General features: G+C 71.5%; 22 protein-coding genes and 1 tRNA gene. 10 read left to right on the top strand and 13 right to left on the bottom strand.

The genetic code is table 11. The features are described 5' to 3' along the window. Positions 1–410 precede the first annotated feature (410 nt). The 3 genes from ABWI04_RS14860 to ABWI04_RS14870 all read left to right on the top strand — a co-directional run bounded on the left by ABWI04_RS14860 (position 411) and on the right by ABWI04_RS14870 (position 3511). Entirely contained in the window at positions 411–2141 is a 1731-nt protein-coding gene (locus tag ABWI04_RS14860) for a RelA/SpoT family protein (RefSeq protein ID WP_353832755.1), read from the top strand. A gap of 32 nt (positions 2142–2173) precedes the next feature. Next, the gene (locus tag ABWI04_RS14865; RefSeq protein WP_345178550.1) at positions 2174–2617 is read left to right on the top strand and encodes a universal stress protein; all 444 of its coding nucleotides are present in this window, start codon (positions 2174–2176) and stop codon (positions 2615–2617) included. Between the two features lie 66 nt (positions 2618–2683). Next, positions 2684–3511, top strand: a complete 828-nt coding sequence (locus ABWI04_RS14870; protein ID WP_353832756.1) for a hypothetical protein — start codon at positions 2684–2686, stop codon at positions 3509–3511. Here ABWI04_RS14870 and ABWI04_RS14875 read toward each other — a convergent pair. Both ABWI04_RS14875 and glnII read right to left on the bottom strand, forming a co-directional pair. After that, positions 3492–4127 carry a hypothetical protein gene (locus ABWI04_RS14875; protein ID WP_345178554.1) on the bottom strand — a complete coding sequence of 212 codons (636 nt, stop codon included), beginning with the start codon at positions 4125–4127 and terminating at the stop codon, positions 3492–3494. The genes ABWI04_RS14870 and ABWI04_RS14875 overlap by 20 nt on opposite strands. Before the next feature lie 162 nt (positions 4128–4289). After that, positions 4290–5303, bottom strand: coding sequence for a glutamine synthetase GlnII (glnII, locus tag ABWI04_RS14880; protein ID WP_345178555.1), 1014 nt, complete (start codon positions 5301–5303; stop codon positions 4290–4292). A gap of 422 nt (positions 5304–5725) precedes the next feature. Here glnII and ABWI04_RS14885 point away from each other — a divergent pair, with 422 nt between their 5' ends. After that, on the top strand, positions 5726–6778 hold the full coding sequence (locus tag ABWI04_RS14885) for a right-handed parallel beta-helix repeat-containing protein (protein WP_353832757.1): 1053 nt from the start codon (positions 5726–5728) through the stop codon (positions 6776–6778). A gap of 44 nt (positions 6779–6822) precedes the next feature. On the opposite strand, the gene ABWI04_RS14890 is transcribed toward ABWI04_RS14885, so the two are convergent. After that, positions 6823–7782, bottom strand: a complete 960-nt coding sequence (locus tag ABWI04_RS14890; RefSeq protein ID WP_353832758.1) for an ArsR/SmtB family transcription factor — start codon at positions 7780–7782, stop codon at positions 6823–6825. 76 nt (positions 7783–7858) lie between these two features. Between ABWI04_RS14890 and ABWI04_RS14895 the strand changes: the two genes are divergently transcribed. The 3 genes from ABWI04_RS14895 to ABWI04_RS14905 all read left to right on the top strand — a co-directional run bounded on the left by ABWI04_RS14895 (position 7859) and on the right by ABWI04_RS14905 (position 10718). Next, positions 7859–9238, top strand: coding sequence for an alpha/beta hydrolase family protein (locus ABWI04_RS14895; RefSeq protein ID WP_345178558.1), 1380 nt, complete (start codon positions 7859–7861; stop codon positions 9236–9238). Positions 9239–9352: 114 nt separating this feature from the next. Then, positions 9353–10039: a DUF899 domain-containing protein gene (locus ABWI04_RS14900; protein WP_353832759.1), complete on the top strand. Its 687-nt coding sequence runs from the start codon at positions 9353–9355 to the stop codon at positions 10037–10039. A gap of 94 nt (positions 10040–10133) precedes the next feature. Next, positions 10134–10718, top strand: a complete 585-nt coding sequence (locus ABWI04_RS14905; RefSeq protein ID WP_345178562.1) for a DUF1877 family protein — start codon at positions 10134–10136, stop codon at positions 10716–10718. A 115-nt stretch (positions 10719–10833) separates the two neighbouring features. Here the strand turns inward: ABWI04_RS14905 and ABWI04_RS14910 are convergent, their stop codons facing one another. Further along, a complete protein-coding gene (locus ABWI04_RS14910) occupies positions 10834–11274 on the bottom strand; it encodes a hypothetical protein (RefSeq protein WP_353832760.1) in 441 nt (146 codons plus the stop codon). A gap of 385 nt (positions 11275–11659) precedes the next feature. Between ABWI04_RS14910 and ABWI04_RS14915 the strand changes: the two genes are divergently transcribed. Continuing rightward, positions 11660–12622, top strand: a complete 963-nt coding sequence (locus ABWI04_RS14915) for an esterase/lipase family protein (protein ID WP_353832761.1) — start codon at positions 11660–11662, stop codon at positions 12620–12622. Between the two features lie 33 nt (positions 12623–12655). Here the strand turns inward: ABWI04_RS14915 and ABWI04_RS14920 are convergent, their stop codons facing one another. From ABWI04_RS14920 to ABWI04_RS14930, 3 genes are all read right to left on the bottom strand, one after another. After that, entirely contained in the window at positions 12656–13273 is a 618-nt protein-coding gene (locus ABWI04_RS14920; protein ID WP_353832762.1) for an SMI1/KNR4 family protein, read from the bottom strand. 218 nt (positions 13274–13491) lie between these two features. Then, positions 13492–14169 carry a DUF8175 domain-containg protein gene (locus tag ABWI04_RS14925; protein WP_353832763.1) on the bottom strand — a complete coding sequence of 226 codons (678 nt, stop codon included), beginning with the start codon at positions 14167–14169 and terminating at the stop codon, positions 13492–13494. A 75-nt stretch (positions 14170–14244) separates the two neighbouring features. Beyond that, a complete protein-coding gene (locus ABWI04_RS14930) occupies positions 14245–14367 on the bottom strand; it encodes a hypothetical protein (RefSeq protein WP_353832764.1) in 123 nt (40 codons plus the stop codon). Between the two features lie 1619 nt (positions 14368–15986). Here ABWI04_RS14930 and ABWI04_RS14935 point away from each other — a divergent pair. Then, positions 15987–16904, top strand: coding sequence for a hypothetical protein (locus tag ABWI04_RS14935; RefSeq protein WP_353832765.1), 918 nt, complete (start codon positions 15987–15989; stop codon positions 16902–16904). A gap of 1171 nt (positions 16905–18075) precedes the next feature. Continuing rightward, positions 18076–18540: a tyrosine-type recombinase/integrase gene (locus ABWI04_RS14940; RefSeq protein ID WP_353832766.1), complete on the top strand. Its 465-nt coding sequence runs from the start codon at positions 18076–18078 to the stop codon at positions 18538–18540. A gap of 56 nt (positions 18541–18596) precedes the next feature. Here ABWI04_RS14940 and ABWI04_RS14945 read toward each other — a convergent pair. The 6 genes from ABWI04_RS14945 to ABWI04_RS14970 all read right to left on the bottom strand — a co-directional run bounded on the left by ABWI04_RS14945 (position 18597) and on the right by ABWI04_RS14970 (position 22068). Then, positions 18597–18671, bottom strand: a tRNA-Val gene (locus tag ABWI04_RS14945). A 53-nt stretch (positions 18672–18724) separates the two neighbouring features. Further along, positions 18725–19399 (bottom strand): AraC-like ligand-binding domain-containing protein, encoded by a 675-nt coding sequence (locus tag ABWI04_RS14950; protein ID WP_353832767.1) that lies wholly within the window; start codon positions 19397–19399, stop codon positions 18725–18727. Between the two features lie 83 nt (positions 19400–19482). Continuing rightward, positions 19483–19875, bottom strand: coding sequence for a nuclear transport factor 2 family protein (locus ABWI04_RS14955; RefSeq protein ID WP_345178577.1), 393 nt, complete (start codon positions 19873–19875; stop codon positions 19483–19485). Positions 19876–20043: 168 nt separating this feature from the next. Next, positions 20044–20679 carry a dienelactone hydrolase family protein gene (locus ABWI04_RS14960; protein ID WP_353832768.1) on the bottom strand — a complete coding sequence of 212 codons (636 nt, stop codon included), beginning with the start codon at positions 20677–20679 and terminating at the stop codon, positions 20044–20046. Further along, positions 20676–21095 carry a CBS domain-containing protein gene (locus ABWI04_RS14965; protein WP_345178580.1) on the bottom strand — a complete coding sequence of 140 codons (420 nt, stop codon included), beginning with the start codon at positions 21093–21095 and terminating at the stop codon, positions 20676–20678. The genes ABWI04_RS14960 and ABWI04_RS14965 overlap by 4 nt, the downstream gene beginning before the upstream one ends. 64 nt (positions 21096–21159) lie before the next feature. Next, positions 21160–22068, bottom strand: coding sequence for a PAC2 family protein (locus ABWI04_RS14970; protein WP_345178581.1), 909 nt, complete (start codon positions 22066–22068; stop codon positions 21160–21162). Positions 22069–22078 lie beyond the last annotated feature (10 nt).

Genomic DNA, 22078 nt, shown 5'->3' on the forward strand with positions numbered 1-22078 from the left:
AGCACGCCGGTGCCGCCCGCGCGGGCGACGGCGACGGCGAGGTGGGGCGCGGGCCGGCCGAACGGGGCGACCCCGATGATCTCGGTCCGGGGCCGCTCGCCCCGGCCTGCGTCCCGCCCGCCCCTGCCCGCCATGCACAGCCCCCCGACGTCCCGCGCGGTCCGGCGCGTGACCGGCGCGGCTCGCAACAACGGAGCGCCACACTACGGTCGGCGACGGCATGATCACGGGGACGACACACCCGGGGGCGCGTTGATGGCGGCCCGGCGAAGGAGATTGGAACGTCCCTTGACGCGCGGCGGGGGCCGGAGGTGGCCCCGGCCTGGGTCTCCCGCCGCCGCGGCCACATCGCGCATAATGGCGATCACAGTCCGTGGCGGTGTGCCGCGGACGGGCCAGGCGGGGGCGCGATGGCGACGCTGAATCCGGCGACGGGGCGGTTCCGCCTCCCCGCGCGGCGGCGGGAGGCGGCGGGAGGCGGCCCGGACCCCGTGCGGGCCGCCCTCGCCCCCCTGCTCGCGGCCCATCGCGCCGCCCACCCCGGCGGCGCCCTCCCGGGAGCGGCCGAGGCCGAACTGCTGCGCGGGTACACGGTGGCCGAGCGCATGCACCGCGGGCAGCTCCGTAAGTCCGGCGCCCCGTACATCACCCATCCGCTGGCCGTCGCGCTGATCCTCGCCGGCATGGGGCTGGACACCACCACCCTGGTCGCCGCGCTCCTGCACGACACCGTCGAGGACACCCCGTACACGCTCGGCGAGGTCCGCGCCGACTTCGGCGACGAGATCGCGGTGCTGGTGGACGGCGTCACGAAGCTGGACGGCCGGCGCTGGGGCGACCGCGCCGAGGCCGAGACGTTCCGCAAGATCGTGCTGGCCGCGGCGGCGGACCTCCGGGTCCTGGTGATCAAGCTGGCGGACCGGCTGCACAACCTGCGGACGCTGCGCCACCAGCCCGAGCACAAGCGCGCCCGCTACGCCCAGGCGTCCCACGAGCTGCTGGTCCCGTTCGCGGAGCGGCTCGGCATCCACGTCCTCAAGCGGGAGATGGACGACCTCGCCTTCGCCGCCCGCGACCCCGGGGCGCACGAGGCGACGCGGCGCGCCGTCCGGGCGGCGCTGAGCGGGGCGGGCCGCACGTTCGGTCCCGCCACGGCGCTGCTGCGCCCCTCGCTCGCCGAGCACCGGGTCAGGGCGCGGGTGGAGGTCCGTCCGTCGCACCTGTACGCGGTGCACCAGTCGTTCGGCGGCGGCCTGGCCGGGCTGCGGCCGTGCGAGGCGGCGCGGCTGCTGCTGGTGGTGGACGGCGCCGAGAGCGACTGCTACATCGCGCTCGGGGCCGTGCACGCCGCGCTGCACCCGGTGGCCGGGCAGGTCCGCGACTTCATCGCGACGCCGAAGGACAACCTGTACCGGTCGCTGCACACCCGGGTGATCAGCCCGGACGGCGACCCGTTCGAGGTGATCATCCGCAGCGAGGCGATGCACCCGGTCGCCGAGTACGGCATCGTCGCGCACATCCGGGACGCGGGCCGCGACACCGGTCCCACCGTCGCCGAGCGCCGCGACCTGGTGTGGCTGAGCCGGCTGCTGGCCTGGCAGTCCGACGCGCCGTCCGGCGAGTTCCTGGACCGGCTCCGCGCCGACCTCGCCGCCGGCAACGTCGCCGCGTTCACCACCCGCGGCGACATCGTCCCGCTGCCCGCGGGCGCGACCGCGCTCGACTTCGCCTACGCGCTCGGTCCCGGCACCGGCGACCGCTGCATCGGCGCCGTCGTCAACGGCCGGCTCGCGCCCATGTCGGTGCAGATCCGCAGCGGCAACGTCGTGCAGATCCTCACCGACCCGGCCGGCGCCCCGTCCGAGGACTGGCTCGGCTTCGCCGTCTCGGTGCCCGCCCGCGTCCGCATCCAGCAGCGGCTCGCGCTGCGCCGCGCCGAGGAGGACGCCGAGGCCGGCCGGCGCCGCCTCGTCCGGGCGCTGGCGGAGCGCGGCGTCGACCTGCTCGCCGCCGAGGCGCGCGGCGACTCCCTGGCCGTCGCCCGCGACCTCGGCTACGGCGACGCCGACGCGATGTACGGCGCGCTCGGCACCGGCGCCCTCGGCCTCGACGACCTTCTGGCCCGGTTCGTCCGGCCCTGAACCGCCGATTACGCTGGTCCCGTGGTGATCACATGAGACCGTTCGAGTACGGCGTCGACGGACCGAAGGTGATCGTGGCCGGAGTGGACGGCTCCGAGACGTCGCTGCGCGCCGGCGCCTACGCGTGGGGCCTCGCGCGCCGCGCCGGCGCCCGGCTCGTCGTCGTGCACGTCACGTCGGTCGCCTCGATGGGCACCCTCACCCCGGGCGGCGCCGCCGCGCTGCGCGAGACCGCCGAGGAGGTCACCGCGCAGATCCGCGCCGAGCTGGAGGCCGCCGCCGGGCGCGAGCAGGTCCGCTACGACCTCGTCACCGAGCTGGGCGACGCCTACACCGTGCTCGCCCGCGTCGCCGACGAGTCCCGCGCGGACGCCGTGATCGTCGGCGCGTCGGCGCAGGCCGGGCACCGGCTCATCGGGTCCGTCGCCGTCCGGCTGGTCAAGGCGGGGCGGTGGCCGGTGACCGTCGTGCCCTGACCCCGGTTCGGCCCCCGCTCGCGGGGAAGGGCGGGGTGGACGGCGGCGACCGGGGCGGAGGCGGCGATGGCGGATCCCCTACTGACGGAGATCGGCTGGGCGGGGACGGCGCTCCGGCTGGCCGGCACCCTCGAACCCGGCGGCGCCGTCCGCGAGATCGAGCTGCTCCTGCGCGAGCGCGACGGCGACGGCCTGCTGCGCGTGCCCGCCTCGGCCCGCGAGCGGGACGGGCGCGTCGCGTTCGAGGCGGAGGTCGACGTCGCGACCCTCGCCGGCGGGAACCCGCTGCCCGGCGGGCTGTGGGACGTGAGCCTGTCGGTCGGCGCGCCGATGGAGACCTCCGTCGTCCCGCTCGGCCCGGGCCGAGCGCCCGGCCTGGACGCCTCGCCCCTGCGGCGGTTCCTGCCCGACTCCTGCACGGTGATCGTCTACTTCGGGGCCGGCGGCGCCCTCGCGATCGACGTCGGCGGCCGCTCGCACGTCGCCGGATCCGTCGCGGCGGACACGCTGAGCTGGAACGAGGAGCGCGAGGAGATCGTCGTCGCTGGGCATCTGGACGTGCGGCGGAGCGGCAGGCCGGTCTCCGGGACGTTGATCATGACCGAGCGCCGCTCGCGGCACGTCTACGAGGTCATCGCGATGCTGGAGGAGCGCCCGGACCGGCTCGGCTACCGGGCGGTGGTGCCCGCGACGCGGGCGTTCGTCGACGACCCGCTGCCGCGCGGGACCTGGGACGTCTCGCTGTGCCTCGGCTTCTCCGGGATGCACCGCGAGGTGCGGCTGCTGGCGCCGGACGAGCCGGTGGACGTCCGGGTGCGGCGGCGCCTGCGGCACGTCCGGGTCGTCTCCACCGCGGCGCCCGGCCCGCTGACGATCACGGTCGGTCGCGTCTGAACGGGCGGTCCCACGGGGACTGCCGGGACGTCGCCGCGACCACGGCACACAGCAGCGCCACCACGGCCGACCCGCCGGCCAGGTTGATCGCGGCCGTGGCGAGCGCCGCGTCGAGGCGGGCGTGCAGGGTGAGCGGCAGGATCGCCAGCAGCGCGACCGCGATCCCGCCGATCCAGGCGAACGCCCGGACCGGGCGCGCCGCCGACGACAGCAGCAGGTGCATCAGCGCGGTGGCCTGGATCACCGCCGCCGCGGCGCACAGCGCGTAGCTCGTCGCGGCGGGCGCCGCCGCGGTGTGCCCGCCCGCGAACACCGGCACCTCGACGCCGAACGCCGACCGCAGCCCGATCGTCACCGCGAACGCCGCGCCCCCGCCGACCAGCGCGGCGGAGACGCCCGTCCACCACAGCGGGCGCAGCGGCGCGCCGGAGCCCTCCCTGGAGATCTCCTCGTGCAGCGCGACGAAGTCCTCGTACCGTCGGGGCGGCGCCTCCATCGGCCGCCGCCGCGCCGCGGAAGGGCAGCGGAACGAGCGTTCCCACGGCCGTGGCGCTGGGCGGCCGGCGTGCCTGCCCGGCAGGCCTCCGGAGTTCCGCCCGAAGGATGAGTCGGGCATGTTCCCTCCCCCGGTGCGACGTAGGTGTGCTACCCGTCGCCGCAGCAAGGAATACGCCCAACCTCACCATTTTGCAGATGTTTGGCCGCGTTCCCCCTTATGGCAGAACACGGCGGATCCCCGGGAAGCCGCGCTTCCCGGGGATCCGTTTCGCCGGAATCGTCAGACCAGGCCGGCCTTCTCCAGCGCCGCGCAGCAGGTGCCCGTGATCAGGCGGGTCACCACGTACGGGTCGACGTTGGCGTTCGGGCGGCGGTCCTCGATGTAGCCCTTCTTCTCCACCTCGACCTGCCACGGGATCCGCACCGAGGCGCCGCGGTTCGACACGCCGTAGCTGAACTCGCTCCACGGGGCGGTCTCGTGCATGCCGGTCAGCCGCCGCTCGATGTCGGCGCCGTACCCGGCGACGTGCTCCTGCGCCTTCTCGGCGAGCGCCTCGCACGCCGCGATGATCGCGTCGTAGCCCTCGCGCATGGCCTTGGTCGAGAAGTTGGTGTGCGCGCCGGCGCCGTTCCAGTCGCCCTCGACCGGCTTCGGGTCGAGGGTGGCGGACACGTCGTGCTCCTCGGCGATGCGGTACAGCAGCCACCGGGCGATCCACAGGTGGTCGCCGACCTCGATCGTCCCCGCCGGGCCGATCTGGAACTCCCACTGGCCGGGCATGACCTCGGCGTTGATGCCGGAGATCTTCAGCCCCGCCGCCAGGCAGGCGTCCATGTGCTGCTCGACGATGTCGCGGCCGAACACCTCGTCCGAGCCCACACCGCAGTAGTAGAAGCCCTGCGGGGCCGGGTAGCCGCGCTCCGGGAAGCCGAGCGGGCGACCGTCCTTGAAGAAGGTGTACTCCTGCTCGATGCCGTACCAGGAGTCCTGCGCCGCGAACTGCTCGGCCACGGGCCGCAGCTTGGCGCGGGTGTTGGTCTCGTGGGGGGTGCCGTCCACGAGGTACACCTCGCACAGCACCAGCTTGTTGTCACCGCCCCGGATCGGGTCGGGACAGGAGAAGACCGGCTTGAGCACGCAGTCCGAGTGGTCGCCGGGCGCCTGGTTCGTGCTGGACCCGTCGAACCCCCAGTCCGGCAGCTCGGCGCCGTCGGCGAGAATCCTCGTCTTCGACCGCAGCCGCGCGGTCGGCTCGGTGCCGTCGATCCAGATGTACTCGGCCTTGTAGCTCAACGTCGGTCCCTTCGTTCGCTGCCGGGCCTTTGCGGGTTCGGCCTCACAGAACGTGCCAACCGGGCATTTCGCGTCTGTTGCCCGTTTGTGAACGGCGTGTAACACGCGAGACGACCTGCTGAGACGTTGCTCACACCGGCGCCGCGCCGCCGCTCCCTCCGTCCGACACACCGTCCGACACACCGCCCGACACGCCGCCCGGCACGCCGCGCGGACACCGCCCCCGACCGCCCAAATCGGTATTTAACATCCCATGAAATGGCGTGCCACCATTTATCAGACGCTTCCCACTCACTTGACGAAACCCTCGGATGTTTCTTTACTTCTCGCTCACCCGGTCGTGCCATCTCTTCTGTTCAAGATGAGCGAGGACGCGCCACTCCGGCGCGCCCCCACCATTGGCAACAGAACGGGGAAAAAGGATGAGGCGGACTCTCGCGGCCTCGCTCGGTACGGCCGTCGCGCTGGCGGGGCTGGCGTCCTTCGCACCGGCCGGGCACGCCGCCGACGGCGGCAAGGGCAGGCGGATCCACATCGTGCGGCCGGGCCACTCGATCCAGAAGGCCGTCGACCGCGCGCGGCCCGGCGACGTCATCCGGCTCGAGGCCGGCGCCTACGAGGGAGGCGTCCTCGTCCGCAAGCGCCTGACCATCGAGGGGGACGGCGACAGGACCGTCCTGCACCCGGGCCGCAGGGACCACTGCGCCAAGGCCGGCGCGGCGGGCCAGGGCATCTGCGTGATCGGCCACCGCAAGCACCCGGTCAGGGACGTCACGATCAAGAACCTGAGCGTCCGGGGCTTCAAGCAGAGCGGCGTGTACGGCCTGTACACCGACCGCCTCACCGTCGAGCGCGTCCTCGCGGCGCGCAACGGCGAGTACGGCATCACGGAGTTCCGCTCCACCCGCGGCCGCTTCGTCAAGAACCGCGCCATCGACAACTCCGCCGACGCGGGCTTCTACGTCGGCGACATCCAGAACGCGCGCGGCACCGTCGTCGCCTACAACCACGCCTCGGGGAACGCGATCGGCCTGCTGGTCCGGCACGCCCGCCACGTCCAGGCCTGGGAGAACGAGCTCGTCGGCAACTGCACCGGGGCCGCGCTCGTCAACGACGACCAGAAGGGCGGCCAGGGCGACACCAAGCTCTGGAAGAACAAGATCGCGAAGAACAACCGCTTCTGCCCGCAGCACGAGGACGTCCCGCCGCTCGGCGGCACCGGCGTCCTCGTCTTCGGCGGCGACCACAACACGATCGAGAAGAACGCCGTGCTCGGGAACCGGGGCAGGCTGCCCTACTCCGGCGGCATCGTGCTGTTCCCGAGCCCGAAGGGCGAGCCCGCCCGGCACAACCTGATCAAGTTCAACCTCGCGAAGGGCAACGCCCCCTTCGACCTGGTCGACCGGAGCGGCAGCAGGACCAACCGCTTCATCGGCAACAGGTGCCGCACCTCGGACCCGCGCGGCCTCTGCTGACGCTCCGGCGAGGACCCCGCTCCCCGTCCGGGAGCGGGGTCCTCTCACTCCGGAGGTTCCCCGCCGCGCAGGAACCGCTCCCCGAGCGGCGTCAGCGCGTGGTGCACCGTCTTGCCCCGGCGCTCGCTGGTGAGCAGGCCCGCGCCGCGCAGGGCGGTGGCGTGCTGGGACGCGGACGCCGCGCTGACGCCGAGCCGGGCCGCCAGCGTGCCGGTCGTGAGCTCCCCGTCCGCGCCGACCAGCCGGATCACGGCGGCCCGGGTCCGGCCGAACACCTGCGGCAGGGTGTCGCCCGTCCCGCTGAGCGGCCGGGACGAGGGGACCACCACGGTCGCCGGGCCGTCCCCGCCGACCAGGACGCGCGGACCGGTGACGAACACCGAGGGCATCAGCAGCAGCCCCCGCCCGCCGAGGCGGACGTCGCCGTCGCGCAGCGTCTCGATCTCCAGGACCGGGGACGTCCAGCGGACGGCGGGATGCAGGCTCCCCAGCAGGCCGCCGATCCCGTCGCGGGCCATCGTCCTGGCGTGCCGGGACGCCTCGGCGCACAGGTGGTCGCTGAGGCCGGACCAGGAGTCCTCCAGCGCGACCCGGTGGAAGTCGCGGAGCCCGCGGACGAGGGTCCGCATGGTTTCCCCGTCGCCGCCGGCCAGGCGGGGCAGCCACGAGACCGGCGGCCGCGGACCGTAGGACCGCTCCAACTCCTCGCGGATCCGCCGGACGGGCGTCGAGGCGACGGCGTCGAGCTCCGGCTCGAACCCGGGCACGAGCGTGTACGGCGTCAGGAAGTCGGGGACCCAGCGCCCGGGCGGCACCAGATCGAGCAGCAGGCGGGACGGGCCGGTGAGCCGCGCGCGCGTCCGCGACCGCCACGGGCCGGGAATCGGCTCCGGGCCGACCCCGCGCAGGGCCTGCGCGCCGAGAACGGTCTGGGCGAGCGGCGAGAGGCCCGGGGTGATGCGGATCCGGGTGAGGTCCTCATAGTCGAGCCAGAGCCGCAGCATGGGTCGGAGAATACGACATTTAACCTATTTCTTAAATCATTGCACTCGCCGTGGAACGTACTGGAAGGTGCGGGTCATGAATCGACTCCGCCTGTTCTGCCGCACCGTTCCGCTGATGGTGCTCGCCGCGTTGACCGCGGTCGCCCTCCCCGTCCGCGCCGACGACGGCACGAGCGTGCGCGAGGGCGACATCAACGGAGTCCCCTACCGCGTCGAGGTCCCCGCCCGCTGGAACGGGACGCTCCTGCTGTGGAGCCACGGCGCGTACAGCCTGGAGTACCCCGCGCCTTCGGAGATCTCGCTGACGAACCACCCGGCCACGAAGCAGTGGCTGCTGGACCACGGGTACGCGCTGGCGGCCTCCCAGCTCCGCGTGTCGCGCGGCTGGGGGGTGGTCGAATCCGGGCTCAGGGACCAGATCGACCTGCTCGACTGGTTCACCGCGAACGTCGGGAAGCCCAGGCGCACCGTCTCCACCGGCTCGTCCGCCGGCGGCCTGACCTCAGTGCTCCTCGCCGAGCGCAACCCCGGCCGCTTCGCCGGGGTGGCCTCCCTCTGCGGGGTGCTCGGCGGCACGACGGGCCACTTCAACAGCGCTCTCGACACCAACTACGCGATCAAGACACTCCTGGCGCCCGACCTGGAACTGGTGCGCGTCAAGGACCCGCAGGCCAACACCTCGGGCGCCCGCCGCGCCCTCGGAACCGCCCTCGGCACCCCCGGCGGACGCGCCCGCCTCGCCCTCGCCGCCGCCCTCGCGGACATCCCCGGCCGCTACACGTCCCGGGCGCCCGCACCGGACACGGTCGCCGGCCAGGTGGAGCAGCAGGTCTACTACGCCGCCTACGACCGGGGGGCCTTCTGGGGCGCCAACCGCGCCGACATCGAGAAGCTCGCGGGCGGGAACCCGTCCTGGAACACCGGCGTGGACTACCGGACGCTCTTCGCCCGCTCCAGCCAGAAGTCCCTGGTGAAGCGCGCCTACCGTGAGGCCGGTCTGAGCCTCCGCGACGACCTCGCGCGCTTGAACGCGGCGCCGCGCATCACGGCCGACCCGGCCGCCGTCCGCTACCTCGACCGCTACGGCACCCCGTCCGGCCGCACGCCCTGGCCCGTCGTCACCCTCCACTCCACGGGCGACGGCAACGTCCCGCCGGAGAACCAGCGCCGGTACGCCGCCCAGGTGCGCAACCCGGCGAACCTGAGGCAGCTCTACGTCGACCGCGGCTACCACTGCTCCTTCACCGCGTCCGAGGAGATCGCGACCCTGCGAGCGCTCCTCACCCGGATCGACACCGCCCGTTGGCCCGACACCCGGCCGGCGGCGCTCAACCGCTTCGCCGCCACGCTCGCCCCTGACGCCCAGACGGTCTTCGACACAGACCCCGAGCCCGGCCTGCAGCCCACGACTCCGTCCTTCATCCAGTACCACCCGGGCCGCTACCTGCGTCCGTAACAGGCTCCACCCACAGAGGCCATGGTCCGCGGGGGCGAACCATGGCCTCTGTGCGATGAGTTCGGCGACGCGGCTGAGTCCACACTCCCACACCCTGCAGATCCTGGAGGAGCCATGACCGCCAAGGCACTACCGCCCGTCGTGGACGCCGAGACCTGGCAACGCCACCTCGACGAGCTGCGAGCACGCGAGAAGGCCGCGACCCGCGAACTCGACGCGATCGCCGCCCAGCGCCGCCGCCTGCCGATGGTCGAGATGCCCGGCTACACGCTGGAGGGCGAGGACGGCCCGGTCAGCCTGGCCGAGATCTTCGACGGCCGGTCCCAGCTGATCGTCTACAACCACATGTGGTTCCCCGGCGAGGAATGGCAGTGCCCGGGATGCACCGGCTTCACGTCCCAGTTCACCCGGCTGGAGTTCCTCGACGCCTACGACGCCCGGTTCGTCGTCGTCACCCAGGGCCCGATCAAGGAGGCCCTCGCCTACCGGCAACGCGTCGGCAACAAGATGACCTGGTACTCCACCGCGAACAGCCCGTTCGGCACCGACGTGGGCGCGCCTCCCGGCGGCGGCTTCGCGGTCAACGTCTTCCTGCGCGACGGCGACACCGTCTACCGCACCTGGCACACCAACGGCCGGGGCACCGAACAGCTCAGCCACACCTTCCCCCTGATCGACCTGCTCCCCTACGGCCGCCAGGAAGAGTGGCAGGACGTCCCCGAAGGCTGGCCCCAGTCCCCCGCCTACTCCCGCTGGCCCAGCTCCGAGGAGATAGCCGCCCGCTACGGCCAGGACGCCTGACAGCACCGCCCGCCCCGGGAAAAGCCTTCGACGCGACGCCCGGGGCGGGGCATGATCCCGAGGCCTACGACCCGCCGTGTGAGAGTGGAGGGCCATGGGTTACTGGATGTGGCTGACAAGGTACGACGGCGCCGAGGTCGCGGCCTTGCTCGATCATCCGCACGGCCTGCACGCGGGCCTCAGGCGGCTACGGACCATCTGGGACGACCTGCCCGTCGAGCTCGGCTACGACCCGTCCGGCTCCCTGGGCAAACTGGAGGAGATAGACACCCACCGAGCCTGGGACGCCCTGCACGTCCTGCTGACCGGCCACCCGAACGAGGACTACGAGCGCGCCTCCGGAGACCCGCCCGCCCGCGACGCGGTCATGGGCGGCCTCGTCATGAACGAAACCGGCGAAGGCTCCCTCCTGCACGTCCCGCGCCTCCTGCGCCCCGACCGGGTGCGCGCGGTGGACGCCTTCCTCCGCGGCCTGGACCGCGACGCGCTGATCCGTGACCGGCACGCATTCCTCAGAGAGACCCAGCCCTACTCGTTCGAGGGCTGGGGAAGGCTGCAGAGCGGCGAATCCTGGGACATGGTGGAACACGGCGTCCTCGCGAACACCTTCGACACCGTCCGAGACTTCTATGCTCGCGCCGCGACCGCAGGCAACGCCGTCATCAAGGAAATCGTCTGACCGGGAGTGTCCTGGTCCCGTGGCCTTAGCCACGGGACCAGTGGATGCAGGGACCGGCCGGGTAGGCCGACCCCCGGTTGCACACCCGCAGGGCACCATGCACCCTGCGGGCGAGCTAGTGACGCTTCAGGCGGACGACGCCGTGGACGGCTCCGCGAACGAGGACGCCACCGGCGCCCCCGCCGACGAAGCCACCGGCAACGCCGCCGACGACTCCCCCGAGAAAGCCGAGGAAGCCCAGGAGGCCCCCGGTCAGGAGGCTTCCGACGCCGACGGCTATGGCGCCGCCGATGCCCCAGGCGACGGTGTAGGCGATGCCCCTGGCGACGCCGCCGATGACGTTCCACGACTCGTCGCTGGCGGTCGTGTCGGCGAAGAGGACGCCGATCACGACGGCGACGATGCCGGCGACGACACCGGCCGAACCGCCCCCGAGGATGCCACCGACGACGCCGCTGAGGGTGACGCCGCCGAAGACGCCGAGGACGACACCGGCAAGGGGAAAGCGAGGCTTCATGAAATCGGTCTCCTTTGCGTGGACACCCGTGGCGATCACGGGTGTCCCGGAGTACCGTCCTTCCGCCGACCCGCCGGACAACCCCCGAGGGTCAGCGTCTGCGGGGCCGGGCGAGAACGAAAGAACCCGTAGACCGAGATGACGGCTGTCGAGAACCCGGTAATCAGGATCAACGAACAGCCGGAGGACTTCTTCCCTGGCGTTCCATGGGCCGTCTCCGACTCCATGCGAATCTGACGCTCAGGCGCGGCACCTGGCGACAAATCCGGAAATACACGAATGGTCCCGCAAAACAGTCCGGGATCCACACCACCAGGGCCCTAGGGCCCCAAAATCTCTTTCACGCATTGAGGCCCTTCAGCCCTCCACGCCCCTGACTCGCACCGAGTAATTTCTCCATGAGTTGCCGAAGGGGAGATGAACAATGGGAATCGCCGTCCCGGGCAGGGCCGCCCTCGCCGCCGCCGGCCTCGTCATGACGACCAGCCTGGCCCTGGTGTCGTGCGACGCGACGCCCGTTCAGGAGACCGAGCTGAGCGCCGGGGGCAGCAAGACCGCCCAGGCGGCCCAGAGCCTGACCGCCGCGCAGATCGCAGCGGGCGCCACCCGCGTCGGCGGGGACTCTGCGAACACGCCCGTCTATCTCATCAGGGGATATCGGCAGACGGTCACCGACACCGGATGCGCCGACAAGTGGAGCAGCGCGGTGAAAGCGATGCGCGGCTGGGGTTGGACGGGCAAATTCCACCGGGTCGGCTACTACTCGACCGACGATCCGAAGAACTGCGTGCGGATCGCCAAGGGGTCGACCGACACGTCCATCAAGGATCTCGGCAGGAATCTCGCCCAGAACATCTACAGGAACTACTCGTCCAAGGGCCAGACCGTCGACATCGTCGCGCACTCCATGGGCGGCCTGGTCGCCCGCGCCGCGATCGCCGGCTACGCGCGCCACGAGCCGGGCTGGCCGCCCAAGCTGCTGATCCAAGACGTGGTCACGCTCGGCACGCCGCACCAGGGCGCCATCGTCTCGGCGTTCTGCACGTCGAACAAGCAGTGCCAGGAGATGAGCGGGACGAACGCGTTCATGAACTGGATCGGCACGCGACTGCCCCAGGCCGAGGGCGGCACCGACTGGACGCTGGTCGCCACCGACCGGGACCAGGCGGTCAACTCCTCCAGCGCAGCGCCCCAGTCCATCGGAGCCCAGCACCGGGTGCGCTACGCCCCGATCGCAGGCCTCCGGCACAGCGACCTGCGCGACAAGGTCTCGGGCCACTACCCGCTGAACTACAGCCTCAACGACGCCGGTTGGAAGCACATCCGGAACGGCGCACCGCCCATCCGCGTGGCCATGGACGCCATCTACTGGTCCAACAAGTGGTGACCCAGGGCTCCCTTGACCGCCCCGCGAGTGCGGTCAGCCAGAGAGCTTCGCGGGACCGACGTCCCAGGTGAGTACACCGTCTTCCGAGACCTGGGGTAGGTGACTGCGGTGCCGAAAGAGGCTCTGTCCGGTCTCCAAGCTGGTGGCAATAGCGGCCATCATCACCGGAAGTGAGAAGAAGCCCTCGGACGACTCGACGCGGTCCCACTCACGGATCGCTCGTCCCCCAGCGCGTTGGTCGACGGCCCAGTGAACCCCCGAGTCCGTGCTGGAGGCGAAGCACATCCACGAGGGATGCCACCACGGATCCAGACCGTCGTCATCCTCGTCTTCCTCAGGGTCTCCAAGGACCTGCATGTGACCGTCGTAGTCGTCCTCGATCTCTTCCAGAGACAGCAGTCTTGTCCACATGGGCAGGAAGTGGGCGATGCCTTTCCGGTTCGCCTGCCCGATCTCCGGGTCGGTCGTCCCGTTATGGCGCAGCAGCAGAGTCGCCAGGTCAACCGGCACAGGCACGCCCATCCGGGTGAAGGCGTCACTGATTTGCTCGGAGGTAGCCGGAGGGTTGAGCGTCCGATAACTGGCCGGAGCGTGCTCGGCAAGCCACACATCAATCCGATGCAACGACTCCACGAGCGGGGCACTGATCACGCCGCGAACCCTGCCAAACACCCCCGACAACTGAGCGTCGCCGCGTCCCCCGCAAGCCAGCCCGCAGGACCAGCTCGCTGGCAACCTCGCCGACTCAACTCGGGATAAGACCGACGGGTGGCGAAGGCCCGGTGGGCGCCGGACCGACCTGCTGCTCGGCGTTGCAGGCGACGTCGAAGAGGCAGCACCTGTCGCTGGGATCTGCGGGAGCGGTCACCTTACGCACCACCCCAGGCGACGTATCCGGACAGGGAGGAGCGCTTCGGCCCTGCGGAGTTGGGAGTCCCGTCCGGCTGCAGCTCCAACCGCCAATCGCCCGCCTGCCACCTGACGGTGAAGGTGCCCTCCACGTACGTGGAGGGGTCCAGACGGGTCAGGAGGCTCACCACCGCGGTGTCGGGCCCATAGGTGATGAACTTGAACCCGGCCACCTGCGCTACTCCGCCCGCCGGCAGCGGCGGGCTCGCGCCCGTGCCCGCGCGCTCGCGCGCCAGCGCGACCTTTCCGGGGCCGTCCACGACCTGGTGCGCGAGGAACGCCTTCCACCGGGCGGAGTAGGTGAGGCGGGCGCTGATCTGCAACGAGGCGATCATCGCGCCGACCGGAGTGTGGGCGTAGCAACTGCGCTGCCCGCCCTGCCGGACGAGCGGACCGGTGGTCGCCGAGGTCGGGAGCGCGATCGCCTGGAACAGCTCCCAGGTGACGCCGGGCGGGGCCGAGACGGGCACCTGCTGACTGGTGTCGGTCGGCCGGCAGCCCAGCGGTTTGCCGCCCCCTGCCCCGAGCGGCGAGGCCGGGACGGGAGGCGCTGAGTCGTCGGGGCTCTCCGAACCGGAGCCCGCTACGGCGACGACCACGCCGAGGACCACGATGACGGCCATGAACCCGGCAGCCACCAGCAACCCCGGCCGCCGGAACACTCCAGGGGGTTCAGGGCTGGGAGGGAACGAGTCAGGGGGCTGGGTCACGCCTTAGCCCCTCATCGTCGTGCCGACGAACGTGGACGCCGAGCCCGCAAGCATGCACGCGGCGAGCACCCAGACCAGGCCCCGGGCGCGCTCACCGCCCTCGCCGCAGCGATGCGAGATCGCCATCCGCCCAGTCCCGGGCGGGGCCGTTCCCTGCCCCGGGTCCGGGACCGCCCCGACAAGGGCCTGAAGGTGATCAGTGTCGGCCGCCGTCGCGGAGACGACATCAAGCATTGAATCCTCCGTTGACGCTGTGCAGGTCTGCGGCCAATGCCGCGTATTCGGCGGAGAGAGAGATCTGACCAGGGGGTCGCCGAGCCGGACCGCTTCCACCCAGGGCAGATCCCACACTTTCGGTACGCCGCCGGCAACCAGAGCGAGCAGGTCTCGCAGCGGTTCTGGTCGTCGGCCCGGTGCGTCGACGACGAGGGCCGTGCAGTCGCACCGCCCGCAGTTGCGGGGACTGCGTCCATTGCCAGGCCACGGTCTGCGCGGCACGCAGCCTATGGGCCGACGACCGGGTCACCAGGACGACGCGAACGGGCGTGGGAGCGCACACCGGCCACCAATGGCCCGCGTCCATCCCGCCAGGGACGGCGGCGTGCAGCGTGCTCGTCCCGGCGCCCCCACGGCAGCCCAGAAACCACCACGGCGGGCCACCGCGCGCCAGGAGCGGGCCGAGGTCGTGAATGGGCCACCCGCCCTGACGGGGAGGGGATACACGCGTGGAAAATGAGGCGAACCGCCCGGAGTCCAGGGGTGCGGGGGCGTCGGGTTCTGCTGCCGTGGAGGCGCTTGAACCGGCTCTCCGGTGTTATCTGACTGCACGGCCAGAACAGCCCCCGCCAAGGTCTGTCGATCAAGAACTGCCGATATGGTAGGCCATCGCACCCCACGGCACTACGTTTTATCTACTACTTCCCCCATCTGCTGCAAAGTGTGATCAACACGTAAACTGGCGCGCCGGAACCTCGTGACCAGCAGATAACCGAATTGGGCAAAGTGCAGGCCAGCTAAGGGGTGCCCACGATCGAGGTTCGACGCAGGTCGTGTGGATGCCAGCGTCGGGCGTCCTGGCGATCATCGTCTTCGTCGTGCTGATCGTGGTGGTCATCGCCGAGGATGCGGGAGCCTGCGGCACCGGCCAGAGCGGCGCCGCTGGCGGGGCGGGCCACCCGGCGGCGTCCAACAAGGACCGCGAGGGGATAGAACGCGGCCAAGATCAGGGCGGGACAGCGCACGCACCCTGTCCACGAATCTCGCCTCACAGCTCCCGCGTTCTCGCGCAGCACCCCCACCGTTCCCTCGATAAGGACGGTGTCCTGCGGCGGACGAACTTTCCGGCGCGCGTCCAAGTGCGGTGAGACGGTGGCCACAGGACGCTTCTGACCTGTACCTGCAGGACCCCGGCACACCGGCGACACGTTCGCGGCCGAGTCCGGGGACGCTGCGCGACCTCATGAAGCGGATGGGCCATGACAGTGTGCGGGCCGCCTGAACTACCAGCACCGGACGGCCGCGGCAGCCGGGCGATCACCCGAGCGACGCAAGACATGACCTGGAGCCCGCCACGGTGAAGACGACGGCTGTTCAGGCGGTCATGGCGCGCATTCCTCCTCTCCCTCTGGCGTTCCCGGCGACTTCACTGACAGTTATAGACGCGGCCCAAGAGGGGTCGACCTTGCCAAAAGAGAGGAAAGAGCATGTCACGATCACCATGTGCCAGGGCGAACACAGCGCTTCAGGTGTTGATAGCGACGAATGAGCCCTGGGCCACCTACCACGTGCGGCCACTGCTCGCCGAGGCCGAACGGCGCGGCTGGCAGCTGACTCAGGTGGTGCCCGACAAGTCGCGGATCAAGCCCGGGGATCCGGTGCCGACCGCGACACCACGAACTGCTCCGGCCGCTGACCTGCTCGTGGTCGCCGGGGCCGATGACTGGCCGGTGGAGGTCGCCGGTCGGTTTCCGAAGCTGCCCCTGGCCGCCAGCGAGCTCGCCTATCTCGGACCGCGGCAAGCCGTTGGCGCACAGAAGTTGCGCCCGCGGCTGCGAAAGATCACCGCCGCGTCACCGGCGGCGGCCGACGCGTTCGCCGGCTACCTCGGCACGGCGCGGGGGACGGTGACCGTCGTTGGTTCCCCGCAGACCGACGATCTGCCGGAGCGGGTGCCCGAGCCGGGGCTGGTACTGGTCCTGACGAGCGTCACCCGCCCCGACTCGACCGGGGAAGCGGCGCCCGGCACCGCTCTCCTGCTGGCGGCCGCAGAGAAGCTGCGGACGGCCGGTAAGCGGATCATGGTCGGTCTGCACCCGAGGGAGAACCCCGCGTTGTGGGCCCGGTATGAGATGAGCCAGGTTCCGTCGCTGAACGCCTCGGCACGGGCTGAGGCGACGATCGGGATTCCGGGAACGGTGTTCCCCCTGATCGCCGCCGTGGGCACACCTCTCGTGGGGTGCACAGATCCCGCGCTGAAGGTTCCCGACCATCTACTCAAGGTCTGTTCGTCCACCATCGATGATGCCGCGCTCGCGGTATCGGCGGTGGCCAATGCTCGGCTTCCGGCGTCCGAGACGCTGCGGGACAGCATCGGACCGGTCGGCGGGTCGGCGGCTCGCCTGCTCGACGTCTGGTCGAGGGCGGCACGTGGGGATGTCACCTGACATCACACCATTTACCGAATAGAGGCGGGAGGGGCATCCCCTCCCGCCTTACCCTTTCCGCGCGACGTGCAGCACCACGACCTGCACAGAGCCCTCCACTTTTGGTGGAAGCCCACCCGCGGGGGAAGACCGCCGCGTCAGGTGGCCTTAGACGTTTTGGAGACCAGCCCGACCTACCGGGCCGCACGACCGGGCGCAGACTTCCTGCCCGACCGCCGCGCCCCCACCTCCGGCACGCTGAGGGTCGGCCGCTGGCACCGATCGGAGAACACCACGATCGACAACACGCTTAGGCCGGACGTTAGTTGGGACAGTCCGCGCACCGAAAGGCGGCCTCGAGCGCGGCGATGCCGGGCCAGGGGCAGGGGGTGAAGGTGGAGCGCCCCACCGGACCAACGACCTTCACCCCTGGCCCTGGTCTGGTAGATCCCCGATCGGGACGACGGCAGACGGAAAGCTCAGGCCGGCCCTCGCCCTCCGGCGACCGTCGCGGACACGCCCGTGCTTCCCAGAGCCGGAGTGCCCCCCGCCGGAGGCGTTGCCTTTGACGGCTTTGGGGACCGGCCGGAGACTGGTTGCCTCCTCGGCCGTCGAAGGGGTGTCATGCGTGGTGCGCTCGTGGGTCTGATAGCTGGTGGCCTGTTAGGAACGTTGTGGGGGGCCACTAACAATTTCGGAGCTTGGAACAGTGGGATGGGTGCAGGCCTGATGGGCGCTCTCGTTGGGATTTGTGCTCGCTGTTGGAGGGATGCCCTGCGTGGCGCGCTCGTGGGTCTGATAACTGGTGGCCTGCTAGGGGCCCTGCTGGGGGGCTATAGCTTGGTCGGAGCTTTGTGGGGGGCCGAGACTTACGAGGCTTCCGACAGTGCCATAGGAACTGGCCTGATGGGTGCTCTCGCTGGAACTTGGATCGGCTTGGTTGTGGTGGCGGTGCGCAGTTCGTTGAGGAGTCACCGCGAGCGTCGCGGAGAACCCTGAGGCGGCGGCGCGACCCGGCGACCGCCGGCGGCTGGCAGGGCGGGGCGGGAGTAGCAGGACGCGCGGCCCGGCGTGGCCGTCCGGTGACCGGCGCCCACGCCTCACATTCCAGGCGGCCTGGCGCAAGGCCCAAGCGCCGCCGCCCCCTGACATCGACGCCGGGACGGTCACCGTCCGGCAAGCGCAAGTCGAGTTGGACACCGGTGAGCTGGTCATCGGGCCGCCCATATCGCGGGCGGGGTTGCGGACGGTGGCACTCCCCCAAGCGATCATCCCGGTGCTGCGGCGGCATCTCGGCAACCTCACCGGTTCGGAGCCCGAAGCGCTGATCTTCACTGGCAAGCGCGGCGGCGTCCTGCGGCGGGCGAACTTCCGGCGGGCGTCCAAATGGGGTGAGGCGGTGGCCAAGCTGGGCGTTCCTCACCTGCACTTTCACGACCTCCGACACACCGGGAACACCTTCGCGGCCGAGTCCGGTGCGACGCTGCGCGACCTCATGGAGCGGATGGGCCATGACAGCGTGCGGGCCGCGCTGATCTACCAGCACCGGACGGCGGGCGGTAACCGGGCTATCGCCCGAGCGATGGACGACAAGATCAACAACACCGGCTCTGACGACGATGATGGGGCGGCCGGAGCGCTCCCGCTCGTGGGCTAATGGCACGCTAATGGCACGAGACCCCGTTTCCGATCTTGGAAACGGGGTCTTTTGGCTGGTGGGCGCGGCAGGTTTCGAACCTGCGGCCACTCGCTTGTAAGGCGAGTGCTCTACCCCTGAGCTACGCGCCCGCGTTGCCGGGAAAGCGTACCTGGTTCTTGGGGGCGATCGCGAAGCGGCAGGGTCAGGAGGGCAGGTGGATCCAGACGCCCTCGGGTTCGGTGTAGGCGTCCAGGGCGTAGGGGCCCCATCTCGCGGCCCCAGCCGCTGGACTTGAAGCCGCCCCAGGGGGCGGCTGGGTCGGGCTGTAGAGGTGGCGGGACGAGACGTAGGGCGCGGCGGCGATGGTGTCCGGGGACAGGTCGGGGTCGTCCAGGTGGCGCTCGATGTAGGCGCGGACGCGCAGCGTCAGGGTGCGGCGCCGCGCGTCCGGCGCGGGGGCGTCGAGGTGTTCGGCCAGCAGGGTGGCCAGGAGGTCGACGATGTTGTCGCCGAGCCGGAAGCCTTGATCGCCGATCTCGTCGAGGCGTCCGGCGAGCTGGACGAGGAGCGCCGACAGCAGGGCGCCGACGCCTCGGCGACCGGAGACGCGGGTGTCGGTGATCCCCGCGACTGCCTCCTCCGGCAGGTGCAGCAGGCGGCGCGGGAGCATGAAGACGAGCTGCCGGTAGGGGTCGTCCAACGCCAGCGTGTAGGCGCGGGAGGTGTCGGTGACCGTGAGCGCGCCCAGCTCGGCGCAGCGCATGCGGCCGTCGAAGCGCTCGGGACGGGACGTCGGGAACGCGTCCGTCACGGCGGACCGCCAGTGGTCGAACCGGTCGGCGGCCGGGAGGTCCGATGTCGCGATAAGCGTGGACATGCGCGTTTCCCCAGATCAGGCTTCTGCCGTCCACATGGTGCCCCGTCCGGGCCGGGTGCGCCGGTCCCGGACGGGGCGGCGGCTCAGGTCATGGCCTCGCGGACGAGGTGGGTGTCGGTGAACTGCTCGAAGCCGGTGATCAGCCCGTCCTCCACCCGCCACACGTGGACGAACCGGACGCGCATCCCCTTGCCGGTCGCGCGGTGGGTGCCCGAGTAGTGGCCGATCGCGACGACGGTCCCGTCGCCGCCGTCGACCAGTTCGTCGGGGTCGGCGCGGAAGCCCTTCCAGTCCGCGCCGAGGCGGCCGAAGACCCCGGCCTTGATGGCGTCCGTCCCGACGTAGGTGCCCGCGTAGGGGAACCCGGCCATCTCGGTCCACGCCACGTTCTCGGCGAACTTCTCGACCATGCCGGCCAGGTCGCCGCGTTCCGAGGCCGCGTAGTGGGCCTTGACGATGTCGTACGCCTCGCTCATGTGCCGTCCTCCCGGTGTCAAGGAGCAAGTCCAGCGTCTCAGAGTGCCGTGGTTCTTTGCTCTGCCCGAACAGTGCTTGTCCGTCGCGGCACGGTCAGGACGCCGGGGCGAGGTGGTTCGCGGCCGCCGAGCCCGTGGGGCCCGCGCCCACCACGATGACGTCGTGCGTCACAGGTGCCGGCCGAACCAGTCGGCGGCCTGCGCGGTGACCTCTTCGAGGGCTCCGGGCTCCTCGAACAGGTGGCCCGCCCCGGAGATCACGTGCACCTCGGACGAGGCGAGGCTGCGGTGCGCCCGCTCGTTCAGCTCCAGGACCTCGGTGTCGCGCCCGCCGACGATCAGCAGGACGGGGGCCCGGACCCGTGCGAGGGACGGGCCCGCCAGGTCGGGGCGCCCGCCGCGGGAGACGACCGCGGCGATGCGGGGGCGGGCCGCGGCGGCGCCGAGCGCGGCGGCCGCGCCGGTGCTCGCCCCGAACAGGCCGATGGGGAGGCCCGCCGTGTGGGGGGCGGATTCGAGCCCTTCGGCGAGGCCGTCGACCGCGCCGACGAGGCGGCGCGTGAGCAGGTCGATGTCGAAGCGGAGGGCGGCGGTGAGCCGGTCGGCCTCCTCCTCGGGCTCGGTGAGCAGGTCGATGAGGAGCGTCCCGAGGCCGGCGGCGTTGAGGCCGGCGGCGACCGCGCGGTTGCGGGGGCTGTGCCGCGAGCTGCCGCTGCCGTGCGCGAAAAGGACGACGCCCCGCGCGCCGTCCGGTATGTCCAGGTCGCCCGCCAGCTCGGCGTCGGGCAGCCCCAGTGTGATCATGTGTTGGGCGGCTCGGCGCTGATGTCGGCGAGGGCCGAGCGCTCGTCGCGCTGGACGGCGAGGTCGCCGATGGACACCATGCCGATCGGGCGGTCGCCGTCGACGACCGGGAGCCGGCGGACGGTGTGCGCCCGCATCAGCCGCACGGCCTCGTCGGCGTCCGCCCCGGGCCCGACCGTGATCAGGTTGGTGCTGCAGATCTCGGCGACGGCCGTGCGGGACATGTCCCGGTGCTCGGCCACGGCGCGGACGACGATGTCGCGGTCGGTGACCAGGCCGCGGAGCCGCCCCTCGTGGACCACGAGGACGTCGCCGATGCCGTGCCGGCGCATGAGATCCCCGACCTCGACCAGGGTCGTGTCCGGGGACACCGCCACGGGCGCGGGCGTCATGACTTCGTTCACCTTCTGGCCCATGCGAGACCTCCCTCGGTGGCTCGCGTACCCAGCGGCGGACGGGATATGTCTGGCCGCGGCAGGTCTAGGCGGGCGAGTCGGGGCCCTCCCGCTCGGCGAGGAAACGCTCGAACTGCGCGCCGAGCTCGTCGGCGGTCGGCATGTCCTGCGACTCGGCCAGCAGGTTGTCGCGCTCGGCGGCGCCCGCGAACGCGTCGTACTGCTGCTCCAGCGCCCGCACGACCTTCTCGACCTCGTCGTTGCCGTCGACCTGCTCGGCGATGTCGGCGTCGGTGGCGGCGGCCGCCTCCCGCAGCCCGTCGACCGGCAGGACCAGCCCCGTCGCGGAGACGACGGCCTCCATAGCGGCGACCGCGGCGGCCGGGTAGGCGGACTGCGCCAGGTAGTGCGGGACGTGCACCGCGAACCCGACGGCGTCGTGGCCCGCCTCGCCGAGCCGCAGCTCCAGCAGCCCCGCGGCGCTGCCCGGCACCTGCACCTTGTCGAACCAGGAGTTGCGGGTGATCAGCTCGGGCCGGGTGGCGTGCGAGGTGGTGCCGACGGGGCGGGTGTGCGGGACGCCCATCGGGATGCCGTGGAAGCCGACGACCAGCCCGACGCCGAGCCGCTCCACCAGGTGCACGACGGACGCGGTGAAGCCCTCCCACAGCCGGTCGGGCTCCGGGCCGGACAGCATCAGGAACGGGCTGCCGACCTCGTCGTGCAGCAACCGGACGACCAGCTCGGGCGCCTCGTAGGCGGCCCAGTGGTCGCGGTCGAACGTCATCGGCGGGCGGCGCGCCCGGTAGTCGATCAGGGAGTCGACGTCGAAACGGGCGATGACGCGGTGCTCCAGCGCCTCCAGGAGGTTCTCCCGCACAAGCTGCCCGGTGGACCCCGCGTCCACGAAGCCGTCCAGGCTGTGCAGCAGCACCGGACCCGTCATCTCCGGCAGATCGGAGTCGAGCTCGTACAGATCCTCTGGGTTAAGCAACTTCTCCCCC

It is taken from the genome of Actinomadura sp. NPDC000929, from assembly GCF_040492065.1.
GTDB lineage: Bacteria > Actinomycetota > Actinomycetes > Streptosporangiales > Streptosporangiaceae > Spirillospora > Spirillospora verrucosospora.

Excerpts from the sequence above, each read along its gene's own strand:
- ABWI04_RS14915 (WP_353832761.1), top strand. The coding sequence starts at position 11,660 with ATGGGAATCGCCGTCCCGGGCAGGGCCGCCCTCGCCGCCGCCGGCCTC.
- ABWI04_RS14885 (WP_353832757.1), top strand. The coding sequence starts at position 5,726 with ATGAGGCGGACTCTCGCGGCCTCGCTCGGTACGGCCGTCGCGCTGGCG.
- ABWI04_RS14955 (WP_345178577.1), bottom strand. The coding sequence starts at position 19,875 with ATGAGCGAGGCGTACGACATCGTCAAGGCCCACTACGCGGCCTCGGAA.
- ABWI04_RS14950 (WP_353832767.1), bottom strand. The coding sequence starts at position 19,399 with ATGTCCACGCTTATCGCGACATCGGACCTCCCGGCCGCCGACCGGTTC.
- ABWI04_RS14860 (WP_353832755.1), top strand. The coding sequence starts at position 411 with ATGGCGACGCTGAATCCGGCGACGGGGCGGTTCCGCCTCCCCGCGCGG.
- ABWI04_RS14965 (WP_345178580.1), bottom strand. The coding sequence starts at position 21,095 with ATGGGCCAGAAGGTGAACGAAGTCATGACGCCCGCGCCCGTGGCGGTG.
- ABWI04_RS14895 (WP_345178558.1), top strand. The coding sequence starts at position 7,859 with ATGAATCGACTCCGCCTGTTCTGCCGCACCGTTCCGCTGATGGTGCTC.
- ABWI04_RS14870 (WP_353832756.1), top strand. The coding sequence starts at position 2,684 with ATGGCGGATCCCCTACTGACGGAGATCGGCTGGGCGGGGACGGCGCTC.
- ABWI04_RS14890 (WP_353832758.1), bottom strand. The coding sequence starts at position 7,782 with ATGCTGCGGCTCTGGCTCGACTATGAGGACCTCACCCGGATCCGCATC.
- ABWI04_RS14865 (WP_345178550.1), top strand. The coding sequence starts at position 2,174 with ATGAGACCGTTCGAGTACGGCGTCGACGGACCGAAGGTGATCGTGGCC.
- ABWI04_RS14875 (WP_345178554.1), bottom strand. The coding sequence starts at position 4,127 with ATGCCCGACTCATCCTTCGGGCGGAACTCCGGAGGCCTGCCGGGCAGG.
- ABWI04_RS14930 (WP_353832764.1), bottom strand. The coding sequence starts at position 14,367 with ATGGCGATCTCGCATCGCTGCGGCGAGGGCGGTGAGCGCGCCCGGGGC.
- ABWI04_RS14900 (WP_353832759.1), top strand. The coding sequence starts at position 9,353 with ATGACCGCCAAGGCACTACCGCCCGTCGTGGACGCCGAGACCTGGCAA.
- ABWI04_RS14960 (WP_353832768.1), bottom strand. The coding sequence starts at position 20,679 with ATGATCACACTGGGGCTGCCCGACGCCGAGCTGGCGGGCGACCTGGAC.
- ABWI04_RS14905 (WP_345178562.1), top strand. The coding sequence starts at position 10,134 with ATGGGTTACTGGATGTGGCTGACAAGGTACGACGGCGCCGAGGTCGCG.